Annotated in this window: 18 protein-coding genes; 8 read left to right on the forward strand and 10 right to left on the reverse strand. The window is 66.0% G+C overall.

Annotated features, from left to right (window positions below):
* The first annotated feature begins 6 nt into the window (after positions 1-6).
* A complete protein-coding gene (gene hldE, locus F788_RS0101835; RefSeq protein WP_019589086.1) occupies positions 7-1,437 on the forward strand; it encodes a bifunctional D-glycero-beta-D-manno-heptose-7-phosphate kinase/D-glycero-beta-D-manno-heptose 1-phosphate adenylyltransferase HldE in 1,431 nt (476 codons plus the stop codon).
* 14 nt (positions 1,438-1,451) lie between these two features.
* Positions 1,452-2,261 (forward strand): sulfotransferase, encoded by an 810-nt coding sequence (locus F788_RS0101840; protein WP_019592832.1) that lies wholly within the window; start codon positions 1,452-1,454, stop codon positions 2,259-2,261.
* Between the two features lie 24 nt (positions 2,262-2,285).
* Here F788_RS0101840 and F788_RS0101845 read toward each other — a convergent pair whose 3' ends face one another.
* The 4 genes from F788_RS0101845 to F788_RS0101860 all read right to left on the reverse strand — a co-directional run bounded on the left by F788_RS0101845 (position 2,286) and on the right by F788_RS0101860 (position 6,229).
* Entirely contained in the window at positions 2,286-3,578 is a 1,293-nt protein-coding gene (locus tag F788_RS0101845) for a hypothetical protein (RefSeq protein ID WP_019589087.1), read from the reverse strand.
* Positions 3,553-4,233 (reverse strand): sulfotransferase family 2 domain-containing protein, encoded by a 681-nt coding sequence (locus F788_RS0101850; RefSeq protein ID WP_019589088.1) that lies wholly within the window; start codon positions 4,231-4,233, stop codon positions 3,553-3,555. Before F788_RS0101850 ends, F788_RS0101845 begins: the two co-directional genes overlap by 26 nt.
* Before the next feature lie 66 nt (positions 4,234-4,299).
* Entirely contained in the window at positions 4,300-5,430 is a 1,131-nt protein-coding gene (locus tag F788_RS0101855) for a glycosyltransferase (protein WP_019589089.1), read from the reverse strand.
* Entirely contained in the window at positions 5,420-6,229 is an 810-nt protein-coding gene (locus F788_RS0101860) for a 3-deoxy-D-manno-octulosonic acid kinase (protein WP_018869781.1), read from the reverse strand. The genes F788_RS0101855 and F788_RS0101860 overlap by 11 nt, the downstream gene beginning before the upstream one ends.
* Before the next feature lie 24 nt (positions 6,230-6,253).
* On the opposite strand from F788_RS0101860, the gene F788_RS0101865 reads away from it, so the two are divergent.
* Positions 6,254-7,180: a glycosyltransferase family 2 protein gene (locus F788_RS0101865; RefSeq protein WP_019589091.1), complete on the forward strand. Its 927-nt coding sequence runs from the start codon at positions 6,254-6,256 to the stop codon at positions 7,178-7,180.
* A 47-nt stretch (positions 7,181-7,227) separates the two neighbouring features.
* On the opposite strand, the gene F788_RS0101870 is transcribed toward F788_RS0101865, so the two are convergent.
* Positions 7,228-7,626 carry a hypothetical protein gene (locus F788_RS0101870; RefSeq protein ID WP_019589092.1) on the reverse strand — a complete coding sequence of 133 codons (399 nt, stop codon included), beginning with the start codon at positions 7,624-7,626 and terminating at the stop codon, positions 7,228-7,230.
* A 227-nt stretch (positions 7,627-7,853) separates the two neighbouring features.
* Here F788_RS0101870 and F788_RS13545 point away from each other — a divergent pair, with 227 nt between their 5' ends.
* Both F788_RS13545 and F788_RS0101880 read left to right on the forward strand, forming a co-directional pair.
* A complete protein-coding gene (locus F788_RS13545) occupies positions 7,854-8,621 on the forward strand; it encodes a sulfotransferase family 2 domain-containing protein (RefSeq protein ID WP_081617413.1) in 768 nt (255 codons plus the stop codon).
* Between the two features lie 2 nt (positions 8,622-8,623).
* Positions 8,624-9,901: an O-antigen ligase gene (locus F788_RS0101880; protein WP_231372008.1), complete on the forward strand. Its 1,278-nt coding sequence runs from the start codon at positions 8,624-8,626 to the stop codon at positions 9,899-9,901.
* 31 nt (positions 9,902-9,932) lie between these two features.
* On the opposite strand, the gene F788_RS0101885 is transcribed toward F788_RS0101880, so the two are convergent.
* Genes F788_RS0101885 through F788_RS0101895 form a run of 3 tightly spaced genes read right to left on the reverse strand, consistent with a single transcriptional unit; the run spans position 9,933 to position 12,836 of the window.
* Positions 9,933-10,688, reverse strand: coding sequence for a sulfotransferase family 2 domain-containing protein (locus F788_RS0101885; RefSeq protein WP_019589094.1), 756 nt, complete (start codon positions 10,686-10,688; stop codon positions 9,933-9,935).
* A gap of 17 nt (positions 10,689-10,705) precedes the next feature.
* Entirely contained in the window at positions 10,706-11,815 is a 1,110-nt protein-coding gene (locus tag F788_RS0101890; protein WP_019589095.1) for a glycosyltransferase family 9 protein, read from the reverse strand.
* A complete protein-coding gene (locus F788_RS0101895; protein ID WP_019589096.1) occupies positions 11,805-12,836 on the reverse strand; it encodes a lysophospholipid acyltransferase family protein in 1,032 nt (343 codons plus the stop codon). The genes F788_RS0101890 and F788_RS0101895 overlap by 11 nt, the downstream gene beginning before the upstream one ends.
* A gap of 139 nt (positions 12,837-12,975) precedes the next feature.
* On the opposite strand from F788_RS0101895, the gene F788_RS0101900 reads away from it, so the two are divergent.
* Genes F788_RS0101900 through F788_RS0101910 form a run of 3 tightly spaced genes read left to right on the forward strand, consistent with a single transcriptional unit; the run spans position 12,976 to position 15,400 of the window.
* A complete protein-coding gene (locus F788_RS0101900) occupies positions 12,976-13,551 on the forward strand; it encodes an SIS domain-containing protein (RefSeq protein ID WP_019592834.1) in 576 nt (191 codons plus the stop codon).
* The gene (gmhB, locus tag F788_RS0101905; RefSeq protein WP_018869789.1) at positions 13,548-14,120 is read left to right on the forward strand and encodes a D-glycero-beta-D-manno-heptose 1,7-bisphosphate 7-phosphatase; all 573 of its coding nucleotides are present in this window, start codon (positions 13,548-13,550) and stop codon (positions 14,118-14,120) included. The genes F788_RS0101900 and gmhB overlap by 4 nt, the downstream gene beginning before the upstream one ends.
* The gene (locus tag F788_RS0101910; RefSeq protein ID WP_019589098.1) at positions 14,120-15,400 is read left to right on the forward strand and encodes a 3-deoxy-D-manno-octulosonic acid transferase; all 1,281 of its coding nucleotides are present in this window, start codon (positions 14,120-14,122) and stop codon (positions 15,398-15,400) included. Before gmhB ends, F788_RS0101910 begins: the two co-directional genes overlap by 1 nt.
* A gap of 246 nt (positions 15,401-15,646) precedes the next feature.
* Here F788_RS0101910 and msbA read toward each other — a convergent pair whose 3' ends face one another.
* Positions 15,647-17,440, reverse strand: a complete 1,794-nt coding sequence (msbA, locus tag F788_RS0101915) for a lipid A export permease/ATP-binding protein MsbA (RefSeq protein ID WP_019589099.1) — start codon at positions 17,438-17,440, stop codon at positions 15,647-15,649.
* 104 nt (positions 17,441-17,544) lie between these two features.
* Complete coding sequence (locus F788_RS0101920; protein WP_019589100.1) at positions 17,545-18,042, reverse strand: SprT-like domain-containing protein; 498 nt, start codon at positions 18,040-18,042, stop codon at positions 17,545-17,547.
* Positions 18,043-18,084 lie beyond the last annotated feature (42 nt).

An 18,084-nucleotide genomic window follows, 5' to 3' on the forward strand; every position in this document is an offset into this window, starting at 1 on the left:
GAGCGCATGACCATGACCCTGCCTCCCCTGGACCAGGCCCGCGTGCTGGTCGCCGGCGACCTGATGCTGGATCGCTACTGGCACGGCGCGACCGATCGCATCTCGCCGGAGGCCCCGGTGCCCGTGGTGCACGTGCGCGACATCGAGCAGCGTCCGGGCGGGGCCGGCAACGTCGCCCTGAACCTGGCCGCGCTGGGCGGGTGTCCCGAACTGGTGGGGGTGACCGGTGACGACACCGCCGCGGCCGATCTGTCCGCCTTGCTGGAGGAGGCCGGCGTGCGCTGCCAGTTCCGCCGCCGGTCGGGGGCCGCGACCATCACCAAGCTGCGGGTCATCAGTCGCCATCAGCAGCTGATCCGGCTGGATTTCGAGGACGGTTTCCCCGGGGCGACGGCCGGTGACCTGCTGGCGGATTTCGAACCGTTGCTGCGCGACTGTCAGGTGGTGGTGCTGTCCGACTACGCCAAGGGTGCGCTGCGTGACCCGCAGCCGCTGATCCGCGCGGCGCGGGCCGCCGGCCGTCCGGTCTTGGTGGACCCCAAGGGCACCGATTTCTCCGCCTACCGCGGCGCCAGTCTGGTCACGCCCAATCTCGCGGAACTGGAGGCCGTGGCCGGTCCCTGTCCGGACACGGCGGCGCTGGAGCACGCAGCCACCGATCTGCTCCGCGAGCACGGCATCGAGGCGTTGCTGGTCACCCGCGGCGCGGAAGGCATGACCCTGTTCCGTCCCGACCGGCCGCCGGTGCATCAGCCGGCCAGGGCACGCGAGGTGTTCGACGTGACCGGTGCCGGCGACACGGTGATCGCGACGCTGGCGGCCGCGGTGGCGGCCGGCGAGACGCTGGAGGATGCGATGCATCTGGCCAACCTCGCCGCCGGGATCGTGGTCGGCAAGCTGGGCACCGCGACGGTATCGCCGGACGAACTGCGCGCGGCGCGGCACGAGCCGGAGGGCGCCGATCGCGGCGTCCTGTCCCGCGCCGGGCTGATGGCCGTGCTGGAGCGCGCGCGGGCCGCCGGCGAGCGCATCGTGATGACCAACGGCTGCTTCGACCTGCTGCATGCCGGGCACGTGGCCTATCTGGAGCAGGCCCGGGCACGCGGCGACCGGCTGGTGGTCGCGGTCAACGACGACGCCTCGGTACAGCGCCTGAAAGGTGCCGGACGACCGGTGACCCCGCTGGAGGGCCGCATGGCCGTGCTGGCCGGGCTGGCGGCAGTGGACTGGGTGGTGCCGTTCGCCGAGGACACCCCGGCGGAGCTGATCGGCGAGGTGCTGCCCGACGTGCTGGTGAAGGGTGGCGACTACAGGCCGGAAGACATCGCGGGTTATGATGCCGTCACCGCTGCCGGCGGCCGGGTCGAGGTGCTGGACTTCGTCGACGGCTGCTCCACCAGCGCGGTGATGGAGCGGATCCGGCAGGGCCATTACTGAGGCAACACCGACACATGAAAGTACTCTATCTCGTGGGCATGGGCCGCAGCGGCTCGACCCTGCTGGACATCCTGCTGGACGCGCACAGCCAGGTGCGCGCGCTGGGCGGGGTCCGGCGCCTGGCGCATTACGCGCGCAAGCATCCCTGCCCCTGCGGCGCGCCCAGCTTTTGGGCATGCGAGTTCTGGTCGGCGGTCAACGCCCGGCTGGAGGAGCGCCTGGGCTGCAATCTGGAGACCCTGGACGTGCATGCGCGCGACCCGGCGCGCTTCAACGAGCACAACCGCACGCTGTTCGAGGTGGTCTCCGAGGTCAGCGGGGTGCCGTTCGTGACCGACAATTCCAAGTCGGTGCAGCGCCTGCGCCGGCTGATGGCCGCGCCCGACATCGACGTGGTGCCCATCCACGTGCTGCGCGACCCGCGTGGCCGGGCGCAGTCGCTGCGCAAGCGCAAGCAGCAGAACTACCTCCCTACCTTCTCCTATTCCCACCGTTCGCTGCGGCTGTACCGCCTGCTGCGCAACGAGCCGCACATCGTGGTGAACTACGAGAAGCTGGCCTACGACCCCGAGGACCAGCTGCCGAAGCTGATGGAGCGCCTGGGGCTGGAGTTCGAGCGCCCGCAGCTGGACTCCTGGGCGGAGATGGCGCATCACAACATCGGTTCGGCGGATGTCTTCCGCAAGACCGAGGGCAGCGTGATCTGGCCGGACGATGCCTGGAAGCAGGTGATTCCGCCGTACATGCAGCGCATCCAGAACGTGATCGCCTGGCCCGGGCGCGTGGCCAACGACGCCAAGGAGCGTCGCTGGGGTCTGGACTGACGCACCCGCGTCGTCAGCGCCGGGTCAGCGCGCCTCGCTGACCTGCCGCAGCCACTCCCGGTCGCGCTGCGCGGCGCGCAGAAGACCGCGCGCCCCCGGCCGGGCAAAGGCCAGCGGCAGCGGGTCGAGGATCCACAACGCCTGGCCGTCGCTGCCCAGCATGCGCGGGTCCCGCCCGCGGAACCGGATCCCGTAGTCTCGCAGACCCGCCCAAAGTGTCTCGGCCGCTTCCGGACCGGGCGGAGGGCCGCCGTCCGTCAGCGGGTGCATGTCCGCGATTGCTTCCTGGACCAGCCAGATCATGCCGCGATCCGCGGCGACCACGGCCACCGGCCGTGGCGCCGCCAGCCCCAGCCGCCGGAGGGTGAGCGCATGGCTCCAGACCCGACGCGCGGTCCGGCGGGTGAGGGCCGGGCGCAGCAGGGCGGGCAGGGTCTGCCAGGGTGCATCAATCCGCCGGGCGCAGAGTTCGGGCGTGTCCGATGAGGCGACGGTCTCCGGCAGCTCGCCGGTCGCGTACAGGTGGCGGGCGATCTCGCCGGCCTGCTCGCGCGTGAGGCTGCGCCGGTCGTGGATGATCCCGAGGTCGTCGCTGCGAAAGCGCGGGTAGTGTTTCCAGCCGCGTGCCGCGCGGTGCGCAACGCGGCGGGCATGGCGCACGCGGGCGTGGCGCAGTGCGCGCAGGAAACGCTCCAGTTCGGCCTCGCTCGGGTCCCAGCCGCGCAGTTCGTGGTAGCGCCGGAAGCCCTCGCGGATGCGCGCCTCGGGCACGCGGGTCTTTGAGGCGTACAGCCGCTGGAGGTGGCGCAGGGCGGGCCCGCGGGCCAGCGCCCCGGCGCGGCGCCGGACCCGGTCCCCGTCGATCGCGTACAGCTTTCCGTCGCGGGGGATGAAGTTCAGCCAGTTGAGATCGTTCTGCACGACGCCGGCGCGGTGGTGTTCGGCCAGGGTGGCCAGCAGCCGGGCATGGGCCTCGTGGCCGGGGTCGCCGCCGGGCGGTGGCCAGGGGGTATCCGCCTCGACCAGATCCAGAACCAGCAGCCACGCGCGGTATTGCGGGCAGTAGCCGGCGTGGTGCAGCGCCGGCGCCGGCACGCCGGCCGCCTCCAGCCGGCGTGCCCCGCGGGTGCCACGGCGCCATTCGGCCCACTGCGCGATGCGCCCGAGATAGAACTTGGCGACTACCGCCCGATCGTCGGGTAATCGGGCGCGATAGATCCGCCGCTTGCCCGGGTACTCGTGGAGGCAGTCCTCCAGCGCAAGGGTCCCGAGGCCCGGGATCTCCGGGCGGTCACCGGTTTGCGGAAGTCGGGGCATCGAATTCGTAGCCCAGCAGGTCCAGGTCGCGGCGGTAATGCCGCGCCACCATCTCCGCCAGGGTGTCGTCGTAGTAGCTGCGGTAGTCGTCGCGTTCGCTGGCGCGGCGCAGATGCGGGAGCTCGGGCGTCGGGATCCCGATGCGCTGACAGATCGTGGCGAAATCCTCGTGCAGGTTCTCGTAGCGGCCGATGAAATCCACGATCACGCGTCCCTGCAGATCGACGATGTACTCGTGCTGCAGCTCCGCCGAGGTGTCCAGCATGTAGTCATACGGCCGTTCGGGGTCGAACTTCAGCCGCAGGAAATCGCCGAAGGTTTTGACCCCTTCCAGGACCTCCGGCTTCTCCCGCCGGATGTGGTGCCAGGAGCTGACCTGCAGATCCCAGGGATTGCGCACGATCGCGCACTTGAACAGCTCGCGGTAGACCGGCTCCGGCAGCATTTCCTTGGCCGCGATCGCCTTCGCGTGGCGCGGAAACTTCAGCCCCAGCTTGTGCCGGGGCCGGGTCAGCTGACTGACCTGGCTGGCCGCCCACAGCGGGATGCTGTACCAGCCGCCCCAGCGATACGGCCGCAGCGCCGCCCGGATACTGGTCCCGCCGGTCTTGGCGATGTGCACGAACAGGAAATTCTTGCGATAGGAAATCAGCATGGATCGGGGCTGCTAGGGATCGGTGGCGGTATTGTAACCGCGATGTCTCCGGTCAAGCGTATCCGTTCACGGGGCGTTGAGTGAGCTCGGCTCGATGTCCAGTACCCTCAGGTATTCCCGACTGCTTCGCTCCGCCTCGAATGGCCGCACGGCAGTGCGCAGGTCCTCGGACGGGGCGGGATGATCAATCGCTTCTTCGATCCCCCTGGCCAGGGCCATGACGTCCTCCACCGGCACCAGCGGGCCCAGAAGGCCATCTTGCAGGATGCCCCGGGGACCGCTGGGGCAATCGGTCGCTACCACCGGGGTGCCCAGGGCCATCGCTTCGACGAGGACGTTGGGGGAGCCTTCAAAACGGGAGGGCAGCACGAACACGTCTGCAGCCCCCATGAGCGGGTAGGGGTTTTCCACGAAGCCGGTGAATTGCACCACGTCATCGATTCCAAGTTGCTTCGCTTCGTCTTCCAGTGGTTTGCGATCCGGGCCATCGCCGGCTACCAGGAGGCGGACTTGCCGATTCTTCCGTACCCGGGCGACGGCGTTCAGCAGCAGGTCCATACCCTTTTGCGGCCTCAAACGGCCAACGGCGACCAGCACGGGTACCTCACGAGGGCGAGGGGGCAGCCATGGATGCACGAAGGGCTGACGTGCAAGTGTTTCCAGGTCGGCCGGGATCGAGGGGTTCGCAATGACATGGAATCGTTCGGGGGGCAGGCGGCCGATCTCGGCCAGGTCCTCGGCAACGGGACGGGCTACCGCCACAATCGCGTCCGCGTGCGGGAATATCCACCGTACGGGGAGATGACGGGCCAGCTTCTGCCACCGGGACTTGCCCTGGAGAGAACCGGACAGGTGCATCCCGATGCGCAGCACGATACGTACAGGCACTCCGGCGAGTGCTCGTGCCAGGATCGCCACGCGACCGGCCCGATCCTTGGCGGCAAGAAGCGCTGCCGGGCGTTCACGACGCAGGTATCGGACCACCGCCGGCAGTGCCAGAATGGAGGTCAGCGCATTGATCCGGATGACGTTGACTTCTTCGGGAATGCCCTTCAGGTGTCCCCCGCGCGCCTTGAGCAACAGGAGATCCACTGTCACGCCGGAATCCACGAATCCGCGCAGCAGATGGTTGATCATTTTTTCGACGCCGCCGTCTCCGGTATAGGCGACCAGAACCGCCAGGCGTTTATCCTCCATGGCGGTTCCTTTCCTCGTGGTAACCCTGTAGCAGGTGAGTCCAGCCCTCTCGGGCCCGTTCCCGGGTTTCGGGCCATTTCTCCAGGGATCGCGCCAGTCGTTTCAGGTTGCCCGAAAGGCTCCAGACGGGATTTTGCCGTCCTCTGTCCCAGTCGATGAGCCAGACGTTGTTCCCTCTCTGGATCAGTATGTTGCGTGCATTCAGGTCCGCGTGCCAGACGCCGTGGCGATGAAATGCCGCGATCCTGCGGCCCACGGAGTGCCAGGTGGAGGGCGAGTCCTCCTCGCTCTTGATTACGTCAAAAAGAGTCCTGGTATGGGGTATCAACTCCGTGATCAGGTCCCCCCTCCAGAAGGGTCCTTGAAATTCGACCCGGGCGGCCACCGGTCGCGGGACCGCCAGTCCGAGCTCATGCAACGTACACAACAGTCGCCACTCCCGCAGGGGGCGGCTGCGGGCCAGTCCCGTTCTCAGGTACCGGTCGCTAAGGACATGCGCCATGAGCCCCCCGCGCCAGTAGTGCCGTAGCACCCAGTCATGACCACCCCTGCGCACGAGATGGACCGGCCTGCGACCGTCCCCGAGCATGGAACACTCTCCCGGTCGTTCGGGGGAGACGGGATCGAACAGCGCAAGATCGCAGCGATCCATTCGTGAGGCGTCGTAGATGCAGGCCTGGCCGGCTGGCCGTTCAAGCCGTTCCACGATGGGGGCCGGGGCGGTCGCGAATTCGTTCATCGGGTAGCTGGTGCCCGCCACCAGTAGCGCAGGGAGGCATCTGGCCGGGGCGCGCGCCATTTGCCTTCTGGTAGTATTGTGCTCATGCGAAATTCACCCGCCTTCACGGTGTTCATCCCGGCATACAACCGTGCACATACCCTGCGCCGGGCGCTCGACAGTGTACGCGAGCAGACCTTGCAGGACTACGAGATCCTGGTGGTCGATGACGGGTCCGAGGACGACACTGAAACGGTGGTGAACGAATGGGCGGAAGATTCCGGCATTCCTGTGCGGTACTACCGTCAGCCGAACGGAGGCAAGCATCGCGCGCACAACCGGGCGGTTGGGCTGGCGAATGGCGAACTGCTGATGGTGCTCGACTCGGACGACATTCTGCTTCCGGAATGCCTGGCACGGGTGCATGAGGCCTGGTGCGCGATCCCTCCGGACGAGAGAGAGGGCTTTGTGGGTGTCGAGGGCCTTTGCCGCGACGGAGAGGGACGCCTGCACGGCAGCGCCTATCCCTCTGACGTCGTCGATGGTTATTACCTGGAGATGATCGGTCGGTACGGGGTCACCGGAGAAAAACGAAACGCCCTTCGCGTGGACGTCCTTGGTGATTTTCCGTATCCCGAAATCCTCGGTGAGTACCATGTGCGCCCCAGTTATCTGTGGAAGCAGCTCTCTGCGGCGGGATGGCGGGTCCGGTTCATCAATGAGGTTCTCCAGCAGGTCGAATTTCAGGAAGGAGGGCTCACACGCACGGCTTCGAAGCGGCGCCTGCGAAACGTTCGCGGTCTGTATCTCTACTGGCAATCGGACCTTCTCTACCATCAGACGTATCTGAAACCTTCGGCCCGTCGACGCCATTATGCGGAGTACATCCGGTACGCCCTGCACAGTCAGGTGCGTCTGTCCACGCAGTGGCGCGAGGTCCCCCGTCGCGCTACCTGGATTCGCGCCATGCCGCGTGCCCTGCCAAACTATCTCGGGGATCGCCTGAAGTCCCGACGGGCGGTTTCATCGTGAGTACCGGCCGGCTCCTGATTACGCTCGATCCGCGGGATATCTCCCGATCATTCGTCCGTCGTAGCCCCTGGGACAAGCTTCGCTTTGGTCTGAACGGTTTCGGGCAGCCCCAGATGCTTCGTTCGGGGAACTGGGACCAGCGAACCATCCCTGTGACCCAGCATCCCGGCTATCGTCTTATCCGCGAGCTCGCCGATAACCAGTTTGACCCTGAAGCCAGCCATGAAATCCTCGTTCGCTATTTTCGCGACAAGGGCCGCAGTGTCGACCGAGCGAGGCGGAAGGCCGATGAGGAAGGCGACGCTTATATCCGACAATATCACGCACTTTTTCAAAGTATGAAGGCCAGTGGTTATGTGCCAAACCTTGCCGCAGATGAAATCGGCCTCGCCGTCGATCGCGAAGGTCGTTGGGTTAAGGTGCCCAATGGGAATCATCGTTTCCATACAGCCCTCGTCCTCGGCCTGTCGTTGGTCACCGCGGAAGTCCGTTTTGTCCACCGCAGGTGGATTCTCGCGCGATCGGGGCCGGGCCCGGCGGACATGCGATCAAGGATCGCGTATCAGTTGCAGGAGAACGGGGTGCAACCCTGTTGGAGCTAGGACCAGTTCTTCGCCCCTGGCGCCTTTACGGTCCGCGCTCCGTCATTCGTGATTCCTCAAGGTGGGGTCCCATGTTTCGTTCTCCTGATCAGGCAATCGTCTTTCTCCATATTCCCAAAACCGGCGGGAGTTCCATTGCGAAGGCGGTGGGACGCCGATATCGGGGGTCGCGATATCACGTAAAGGCCGCCGAATCACGACACGCCGCCGCAAGGACCCACGATATAAACGCGCCTGGTTTTGAGGAGCGTATGCAGGGCCTGCGCTCGGATCTTCTACTTTACGCCGCCGAGTCAGGGACCCGCTACCTCACGGGGCATGTGTGGTATACAGGCGGCATCAGAAGTTTGCAGAAAGCCGGATATCAGGTCCTGACCTGTCTTCGTGATCCGGTGGATCGTTTTATCTCGAATTTTCTCTATAACCGCTTCAAGACGACCCCACACATGCGTACATCGCTGGATATCGATTCTTATCTTTCGTCGCCTGAGGCCCGATCCCAGGCGACGACATATGTTCGATACCTCACAGGGGGATGCGCTGATCGCGTGTACGAGACGGAAGCGGCAGTGAAACAGGCAAAGGCCGCCATTCATGAACTTGATGGGGTTGGCTTTCTGGATGAGATCAGGCTGTTTGCGGAGCAGATTGAGGCCCTCGTTGGCGCGCGTATAAAGATCCCGCACGAGCGGCGAAACCCGGCTCCGGATCGGTACGCCCGGGAAATCAAAAATTCGTCCGAGATTCGTGATCGCGTTTCCGAGATGTGTGCATATGATATCGAGCTGTATCGGTATGCCAGAGCGCTTCGCCCTTCCGTTGCGGCGGGTGAGTCTTGAGGGTGGCTGACGTGGAAGCGCGGCGTTATCGGTCGTTTCATGGGGTTGGTATCGTTGTTGGTTTCTTTGGGGTCTACCTTTTTGCGGTCTCGCAGGCGTGGTCTACTACCCTTGTCGATGTGGGACTCTTTCTGGTGGTAGTCGGGAGTCTTTTCCTTCTTCCGCGTATCTGGTCAGATATAAAACGCGAGCCAGTGTTCTGGCTGGCTGTCGGCATAACAGGCTATATTCTTTTGCATTCCCTGGTTTATCTCCAGTTTGCCCCTGCGCTTGATGATTCGATAAACCCCAACTGGAATCATTGGCTTCGGGTAGGGGGTGTGTGGTCTGTCCTCCTGGGGTGGTGGCTCTGGTGCTTCCCCGGTCATCTCAAGCCGTTCCTTGTGACCCTTGTTGTCGGCCTGTTCTTTGGGGTGGGGGTGGATGGTGATGTAGGGGCGCTGCTGGATGGAGAGATCTGGGACAGGTCCGTTTGGGGGTATTCGCCGAATTATCTAGGTATGTTCAGCAGTATGCTGATGCTGGGCTTGCTCTCGTGGGTCCTCTACGAGCGGAAGGGGCGGCTGCGAGGTTGGGAATGGATACTTGGTGCCGGGGTCTTTCTGGGGCTCGTGATGATGTTGTACACGTCCGGTTCAAGGACCGCCTGGCTGGCATTTCCAGCTGGTTTCGGTGTTCTGCTGTTGTATGGGTTGTCGAGCCGTGCCGTCGGTGGAATGAATAAAGCCACAATATTCCTTTCCGGTCTCGCGCTGGTGATTCTGGCGGCGGTAGTTTTTAGTAATATGGAATATTTCGTTGAGCGCTTCAGCAGAGAATGGGAAGCGCTTCAGGCATTTTTGTACCTGGACTGGTCGGCATCAGCCGAGATCGGGGGGTCCTTCGGATCTCGTGTGGCGATGTGGCTGGTTGGCTTGGAGGCAATACTGGATCGGCCCGTATTCGGTTGGGGAGGTGGAAGCGGGTCGATGATTCTGAATCCTGCGGGTCTGGATTACGGGCACTTTCATAACATATATCTGGAGATTCTGACCAGTTTCGGTGTGGTTGGCGGGGCGCTTTTTCTGGCGTTTCACGTGTTGCTCTACATGGGGGTTGTGCGGTCGTACTTTCGGGCGGTGATTTCTCCCGCGCTGTTCGCGGGGCTGTTTGGTGCAACCGTGGTGCTTTTGATAATGCTCATGAACGATATAAGGATCGGGCAGAGTGAGGGGCGGGCTCTGATAACGTCGCTGTACGCGTTGTACTTTTACTCACTTTTCCGTTTGAAAAGCAGATAGCTGTCGGTGTATCCGTGCGGTCCGCCTCCCCTTAGGAAGATGGGAATGAGGTGTCGTCGTATTCCAGCTGGTCAAAGTCAACCCGGTAGATGCGGCGAACGATCTGAACGGCTTCGGTTGTATAGAATTCGTTGAGCTGTGAGGCCGCGCGCGTGGCTTTGTCCTTGTCCGAGGCGTAGGTCGCATGCAGGGCAGAGGGTAAGGGCTGGTTGGTGCGTTCCTGAAGTAGATGTCGGAGATCGTCCGCGAAATGTTCGAAACGGATGACCGTGTCATACAGGGTTGGCGGGAGTGCCATTAGTTTGATTTGCAGGTCCCAGTGGGGGTCTTTGGTTAGGCCGCCTTCATCGAGCCAGCGCAAAAAGGATTCGAATCCCTCGGGTGTGAGGTCAAACTGACCATGGCGGTGTCTGAACCGTTCGTGGCGGAACTTTTCGAGGAATGCGGACAGGACTCGGGTATACGGGTTCCGTTTGACCGTGATGATTGAGTATTTTTCGAGATTTCGGTGGGCGCGCGCCTGGTTTTCGCAACCGAGGATGGGCGTGGTTTTTTTTATGGTCTTGTGATGAGGTGTCCGACCTGTCTCGAGTTCGGTCAGGATTCCGAGCGTGGTGGTGTTGGCATTCTTCTTGACCCGGTTGAAAAGGATCCCGATCTTCGGGAAGACGGCAATGCGTTTCAAGCCAGCCGGGTTGACCCTGCGCCATCCGTATTTCTGGCACATGGGCAGGTATGCGTGGGTGAGGACCTGCAGGTTCTCGATATTCCGCGTTACGAACGACATCCCTGAATGGTGTCGGCTCAGGAAGCGCTTGGCAAGATTTGGCTCGGACGGTTCGCCTGCAGGGCATCCAGGCGCTCGGTTACCTCGGCCACCGTGATGCGCTCCATCACGTCGGGGTCACGCACGCGCCGGCCCCAGCGCAGGTCTTCGGGCGGCTTGCCGAACGCGGCCCGGCAGGCCTCGGGGTACTGGTTGACCACCCATTGCCGGCTGCAATAGGGGCCGGTGCGGTCGGGATTCGAGCCGGCGTACAGGCCGATCACCGGGGTGCCCGTCGCGTTGGCCATGTGGGCGGGGCCGGAGTCGGGCGAGACCAGGGCCTGCGCGCGTTCGAGCACGGCCAACAGCTGCTTGAGGTCGGTCCGGCCGACCAGGTTGGTGACGGGATGGCGGCATTGCGCGGCGATGGCCTCGCCGTATTCGCGCTCGAGCTGCGTGGGGCCGCCGGTCAGCACGATGCCCATGCCGTGGCGTTCGGCGGCGTGGTCGGCGACCGCCGCGTAGCGTTCGGGCGCCCAGTTGCGGAAGTTGCGAAAGCGCGCGCTGGAGCACGGGTTGATGGCGAGCCAGGGTCGGTCGGCGGGCAGGTGCTGTTCGGCCCGGGCCCGGGCCTCCCGCGGCACCGGGATGTCCCAGCGCAGGATGCGTTCGCGCACGCCCAGCGCCTCGGCGAAGCCGAAGAAGCCGTCGAGCACGTGCTCGCGCGGGCGGTGGACGATGCGGTGGCGGGTGAACAGCCACTGGAAGTCGCGCGCGCGCTGGCGGTCGAAGCCCAGGCGCAGGCGCGCGGGAACCTGCAGGCCCAGCAGGCTGGCGCGCAGCGAGACCTGCATCTGCAGCAGCACGTCGAAGCGGCGTCCGCGCAGGGCGCGGCGCAGGTCGCCGTAGGCGCGGCGGCCGCGGTTCTTGTCCACGACCACGAATTCGACCCCGGGCAGTCCTTCCAGCAGCCGGTGTTCCAGCCGCCCGATGATCCAGGTGATGCGGGTCTGCGGCCAGGCGGCCTGAAGGCTGCGTACCACCGGGACGACGTGGGTGCAGTCACCCAGGGCCGACAGCCGCAGCAGGCACAGCTCGTCCGGCGGGGCCTCGATCAGCGGGCGGTCGGCCGAGTACTCAGGAGGCATCGTCCGGGCCCTGTTCGCGGGCGGCCTTCTTGCGCTTTTTCTTCAGGGCCTTCTTTTTCTTGTTCTTCTGCCAGGGCATGCGCCCGATATGCTTGGTCCGCAGGCCCGGGTACGGGTCGGGTGCATCCTCGGGCTGGGTCTTGAACCGTCGATGGGCCCAGAAATACTGCTGCGGCGCGTGCCGGACCGCGTCTTCCAGCACCGCGTTCATGCGGGCGGCGTCGCGGGCGCGATCCTCGCTCGGGTAGTCCTCCAGCGGCGGCCCCACCACGAACTCGTAGCCGTCGCCGGCGTCGTTTACGTAATAGAACATCGGCAGCACCCGCGCCCGGCCCATGTGTGCCAGCCGCGACAGGCCGGTGGTCGTGGAGGCCTGCATGCCGAAAAACGGCGCGAACACCTGCTCGGTGCGCCGCATGTTCTGGTCGCCGGCGTACCAGATGGTCCCGCCCTTTTTCAGCTTGCGCAGGATCCCGCGGATGTCGTCCTTGGAGATCACGCGCTCCAGCTTGCGTTCGCGGCCGTAACGCAGGGCACGTTCCAGCACCGGTTTCTTGTCCATGGGCTTGTAGATCGCGGCCATCGGTACCTGTGCGCCGAACAGCCGACCGGCCATCTCGATGCAGGAGAAATGCCCGGACAGCAGGATCACCGGGTCACCGGCCTCGTGCGCCGCCTTCAGGTGCTCCATCCCGTGGAAGCGGCACGGCACGCGATCCACCGCCGGTCCGCCGAACCAGCCCAGCGCCACCTCGGCAACCCCGCGACCGGTGTAGCCGAAGTTCGCGCGCACCCAGCGTTCGCGTTCTTCCGGGTCGAGGTCCGGGAAACACAGCTCGAGGTTGCGGCGCACCACGTAGCGCCGGTCCCGCGCCAGGTAGTAGAGCAGGTGGCCCAGCCCGGTGCCCAGGCGGATCGCCCAGCGCCAGGGCAGGCGGGCGAGCAGCCACAGCAGGGCGGTGGCCAGGGCCTGTCCCCAGTTGGCCGGATGCCAGGCTTGTTCGCGGCGTTGCGATGTCATCGTTGGTCGAAGTCGGCTGTCGGGTAGATAATGTTGCGCATTGTACATTCGGGACCGCCGGGACGGGGCGTCGCCGGTGGCCGTCTCCGGGGTCGCCCCCGAAAGTGAGGAACGCGTGCAGGAAGGGATCGCAGCAGAGTTGCAGGCCGCCAGCCGGCTGTTCGGACAACTGGCCGAGGATGCGGGATTCCTCGGGGAAGTGGAGGCCGTCGCGCGGCGCTGGCTGGCCAGCCTGGATGCCGGCGGCCAGATCCTGCTTGCGGGCAACGGCGGCAGTGCGGCGGATGCCCAGCACATCGCGGCCGAGATCGTGTGCCGTTACCGCGTGGTGCGACCGGGCGCGGCGGCGGTTGCGCTGACCACCGACACCTCGGTGCTGACGGCCATCGCCAACGACTTCGGTTACGAGCAAGTATTTGCGCGCCAGGTCGAGGCGCTGGGGCGTCCCGGCGACGTACTGGTCGGCTTCACCACCTCGGGCGAGTCGCCCAATGTGCTGCGCGCGCTGGAAGCCGCCGGGCGCCAGGGCCTGACCACGGTCGCGCTGACCGGCGCGCGGGGGCTGCCCGCCGGCCCCGCGGTGGACCACCTGCTGGCGGTGCCGGACGCCGCGACCGCGCGGGTGCAGGAGGTGCACGGGCTCATCGGGCATCTGTTGTGCGCCGTGCTGGAAGATGCCCTGGTTGCCCGCGCGCAGGGCGACGGGGCCCCGTGAGCCGGCCGGCGCTGTTCCTCGACCGTGACGGCGTGATCAACGTGGATCACGCCTATGTGTACCGATCCGAGGATTTCGATTTCATGCCCGGGATCTTCGAGCTGGTGGCCCGGGCCGGTGCCGCCGGCTACCCCGTGGTGGTGGTCACCAACCAGTCCGGAATCGGTCGCGGGTACTACGGCGAGGACGACTTCGAGCGGCTGACGCAGTGGATGCGGGCGCGGTTTGCCGAACGCGGCGGACGTCTGGATGCGGTCTATCACTGCCCGCACCATCCGCGCGATGCGCTGGAGCCCTGGCGGCGCGACTGTCCGGACCGCAAACCCGCTCCGGGCATGCTGCTGCGGGCGCGGGACGCGCTGGACGTGGATCTGGCGCATTCGGTACTCGTCGGGGACCGCCCCTCCGACCTGGAGGCTGCGCGCCGTGCCGGGGTGGGCACGCGGTTGCTGTTCGCCCCGGAGACCCCGGATGCGGAACAGACGGTCGCGCTGCAGGCGGATCCGCAGGCACGCCGGATCCGTTCCCTGCAGGAGGCGGCGGCGCTTCTGGAGACGGAACGCTCCTGATGCGGCGCGCCGGCTACGCGGTCCTGTCGCGCCTGTTGGGGCTGGTCATGGGCGCGGTCCTGTGGCGGCGTGCCGCGCGCAACCACGTACCGGCGGCGCGCCGCCTGGAATGGTTGGGCCGGGGTGCCGCGCCGCCGTCGGGGGCGTGGTGGGTGCATGCCGCCTCGGTGGGCGAGGTGGAGGCCGCCCTGCCGCTGATACGGGGGCTGCGCGAGCGCTTCCCCGAAGTGCCCGTGCTGGTGACCACCACCACGCCCGAGGGCGCGGCGCGGATCACGGCGGCGGGTATCGAGAACGTCCACCACCGTTTCCTGCCGCTGGATCTCCCCGGGGCCGTGCGGCGCTTCGTGGCCGCCGCCCGACCGCGTGCCGGGGTGATCGTGGAGACCGAGCTGTGGCCGCATCTGTTCGCGGCCTGCGAGCGCGCCGGGGTGCCCCTGGTGCTGGCCAGCGGCCGGCTCTCGGATCGTGCGTTCCGGCGTTATCAGGGCCGGCAGCCACTGATCGGCGAGGTGCTGGGCGTGCCGCGGCGGATCCTCGCGCAGGATGCCGCTGCGGCGGAGCGCTTTCGCATCCTCGGCGCGCCGCCGTCGCGGGTCGAGGTGGGCGGCAACCTGAAATTCGATCGCGACCCGCCTGCGGGGGCCGAGGGGGGCGCGGCGCTGCGCGCCGCCCTGTGGTCCGCGGAGGTGCCGGTGTGGGCGGCGGTCAGTACCCGCGAGGGCGAGGACGAGGCCTTGCTGGCGGCCCATGCCGCCTTGCGCAGGCGCCACCCGGACGCGCGGCTGATCTGGGTGCCGCGCCACCCGCAGCGTTTCGATACGGTGGCCCGGGCGGCCACAGACGCAGGCCTGTCGGTGGCGCGACGCTCGCTGCAGGCGGACGCACCCGGCCGCGCGGAGGGCGAGGCCGACGTGCTGCTGGGGGATACCCTCGGCGAGATGGGGCTCTATCTCGCGGCGGCCGACGTGGCCTTCGTCGGTGGCAGTCTGGTGCCACTGGGCGGACAGAACCTGCTGGAGCCGGCGGCCCTGGGGCGACCGGTGCTCACCGGTCCGGATGTGTCGAATTTCGCCGCCGTCGCTCGCGCCCTGGATGCCGTGGATGCCCGCATCGAGGTCGCCGATGGCGACGCGCTGGGCGCGGCTCTGGCCGAACTGTTCGACGACCTGGAACTAGGGCGGCGCATGGCCGTAGCCGGCCAGGATGTGGTGGCCTCCGGGCGCGGCGCCGTGGCGCGGGTCCTGGATGTGCTGGAAGAGACGGTGGCGACTGTCTGATTCCGCGCGGGCGCCGCCTGGCTTTCTGGCACAGAACCTGCCGATCGGTTATGGCCGGATCGAGCGCGTCCACCGGCCATGTTCGCGTGCGAGCACGCTCCCACCTTTCTGTTCGCATCACCCCGCCCGTGGAAGCGTGCTCGCACGCGAACCGACAGGGCCCGGGTCACTCCCCGGAACCGCCGGATAACTCACTCTCCGGGCGCATCCGTTTGAATCGCAGCCTCTCCGGTCACCGCCGGAGGATCACTCTTCGGGGCCGGCCTGTTCCTCCTCGCCGAACTGGCCCTTCTGCAGCGCGGCGTAATGCCCGCCGGCCTCCATCAGCTCGTTGTGCGTACCGGATTCCACCACCCGGCCGTCGTCCAGCACCAGGATGCGGTCGGCGTCCTCCACCGTGGACAGGCGATGCGCGATCACCAGGGTCGTGCGCCCGCGCATCAGCTGTTCCAGGGCGTCCTGGATCTTCTGCTCGGACTCCGAGTCCAGCGCCGAGGTGGCCTCGTCGAGGATCAGGATGGGTGCGTCCTTGAGCAGGGCGCGGGCGATTGCCAGTCGTTGCCGCTGCCCGCCGGAGAGCATCACGCCGTTCTCGCCCACCACGGTGTCGAAGCCGTCGGGCAGGTCGTCGATGAACTCCAGGGCGTTGGCCGCGCGCGCAGCCTCGTGCAGCTCCTCGGCGGAGGGTTCGCGCGCCAGGCCGTAGCCGATGTTGTTGGCCACGGTGTCATTGAACAGCACCACCTGCTGGCTGACCAGCGCCATCTGCCCGCGCAGGTCGCGCAGTGGATATTCCCGCACCGGATGGCCGTCCAGGCGCACCTGCCCATGTTCGGGTTCGTAGAAGCGCGGGACCAGACTTGCCAGGGTGCTCTTGCCGCTGCCGGAACGTCCGACCAGGGCCACGGTCTGCCCGGGCCGGATCTCCAGCGAGATGTCGCGCAGCACCCAGTCTTCGGTCTGGGGATAGCGGAACCAGACACGGTCGACCTCGATATGCCCCTCCGCCCGCTCCAGTCGGCGTTCGCCGTGATCCGGTTCCGGGGTGGTGTCCAGGACCTCGAACACGCTCTCGCCCGCGGCCAGCGCCTTCTGGATCTCCGAGTTGACCTTGACCACCCGCTTGAGCGGCGGAAGCAGCAGGAGCATGGCCGCGATGAACGAAATCATGCCCCCGGGGGTGATGGTGTCCATCACCATGTCCATGGTGGCGAGATAAACGATGATCGCGAGCGCGATGACCGCACCGAACTGTGACAGTGGCTGGCTGGCGGCCTCCACCGTCTTGTAACGCATGAACTGGCGGTGGTGGCGGTCATTGATCTTGCGAAAGCGGTCGGATTCATAGTCCTCGGCGCCAAAGATCTTGACCTCCGAATGCCCGCGGATACTGTCCTCCGCAACCTGGGCATAATCCCCCACCGAACGCTGCATGCGCCGGCTGAACTTGCGAAAACGCTTGTTCGCCCCCTTGATCACCAGGGCTACCGCCGGTGCCAGTCCGAACACGATCAGCATCAGCCAGCCACTGAGCCAGGTCATGTACATCAGCAGGAACAGGATGGTGAAGCTGTCCTTCACCAGGATCAGGATGGCCTTGGAGGCCGCGGCACTGATCTGATTGACGTTATAGGTCAGCTTGGCCAGCAGGGTGCCGGAGGAATGGCGATCAAAGAACCCCGCCGGCAGTCGCAGATACTGATCGAATACCGCCTGACGGATGTCCTTGACCACTTTGCGTCCGACCCAGGCCACGGTGTACTGCGCGGCAAAGGTGGTGAACGCATAGAAGAAAAAGATCCCGACCAGCCCCAGGGGGACCCAGATGCGCGCGTCGGGGTCCTGTTCGATGAACGTGCCATCCACCAGCGGCTGGATGATCCAGGCGAAGGCGGCCTGTCCGGCGGCGGCCAGGATCATCGAGATGATCGCCACGATCCCCATGCGCCAGTAGGGCTTGATGAACTCGAAGATGCGGCGGAACAGGCGCCAGGATTCGCCGGCGCTGGGGTGGGTGGCGTCGAGGGCTTTGCTCTTCATGCGATTGCGAGGTCCTGGTCGGAACGCCGGCTGCGGGATTGGCTGCGAAACCGGGCAGGCATGATAACAGACCTTCCCGTGCGCCTCCGGAGCCCGGCGGTGTGTCATTCGGCCGGGCGCAGCCAGCCCCCGCAATGCCGGCACTGGTAGCGATACCCCTTTTTTTGGATCAGGGCATGTCGTTGCGGACTGAGCGCGTGGTGGGTGCAGTCGCAGATATAAGCATAGGTTCGTTGCCGGCGTGCGGGTGTGAGCGGGGTGGCATGCCGCACCCGCGGTGCCACCCCCAGGTGATGCATGATGGCCTGCCATTCCGCGCCGTGCGGACGGACCCGGCGTCCGCGATAAAGGACATGCACCGCGGCGTGGGCGACTTCGTGTGCAATGGTTTCCGGGAAATGCGTATTCCAGTCGCGTACAAAAGCCTCGGGGTTGAAACGGATGGCTGCATGTCCGCGGTGGACCCGGAACTGACCGGCGGCGCGGCCGCGCAGATCAAAAAGAACCGCCGGGGTGGAAGACGCCGGGTGGCCGGTGGCCTCGATATAAAAGGAACGCGTGCGTCGGCAAATGCGGTCGCGGGTTTCAGGGTCGAGATTCATGCGATGTTTTGGTTTCGCGCCGGGTTTCGTGGCATATTTGTC

Source organism: Thioalkalivibrio sp. ALE10 (assembly GCF_000381385.1).
In the GTDB taxonomy this organism is placed as follows: Bacteria; Pseudomonadota; Gammaproteobacteria; order Ectothiorhodospirales; family Ectothiorhodospiraceae; genus Thioalkalivibrio.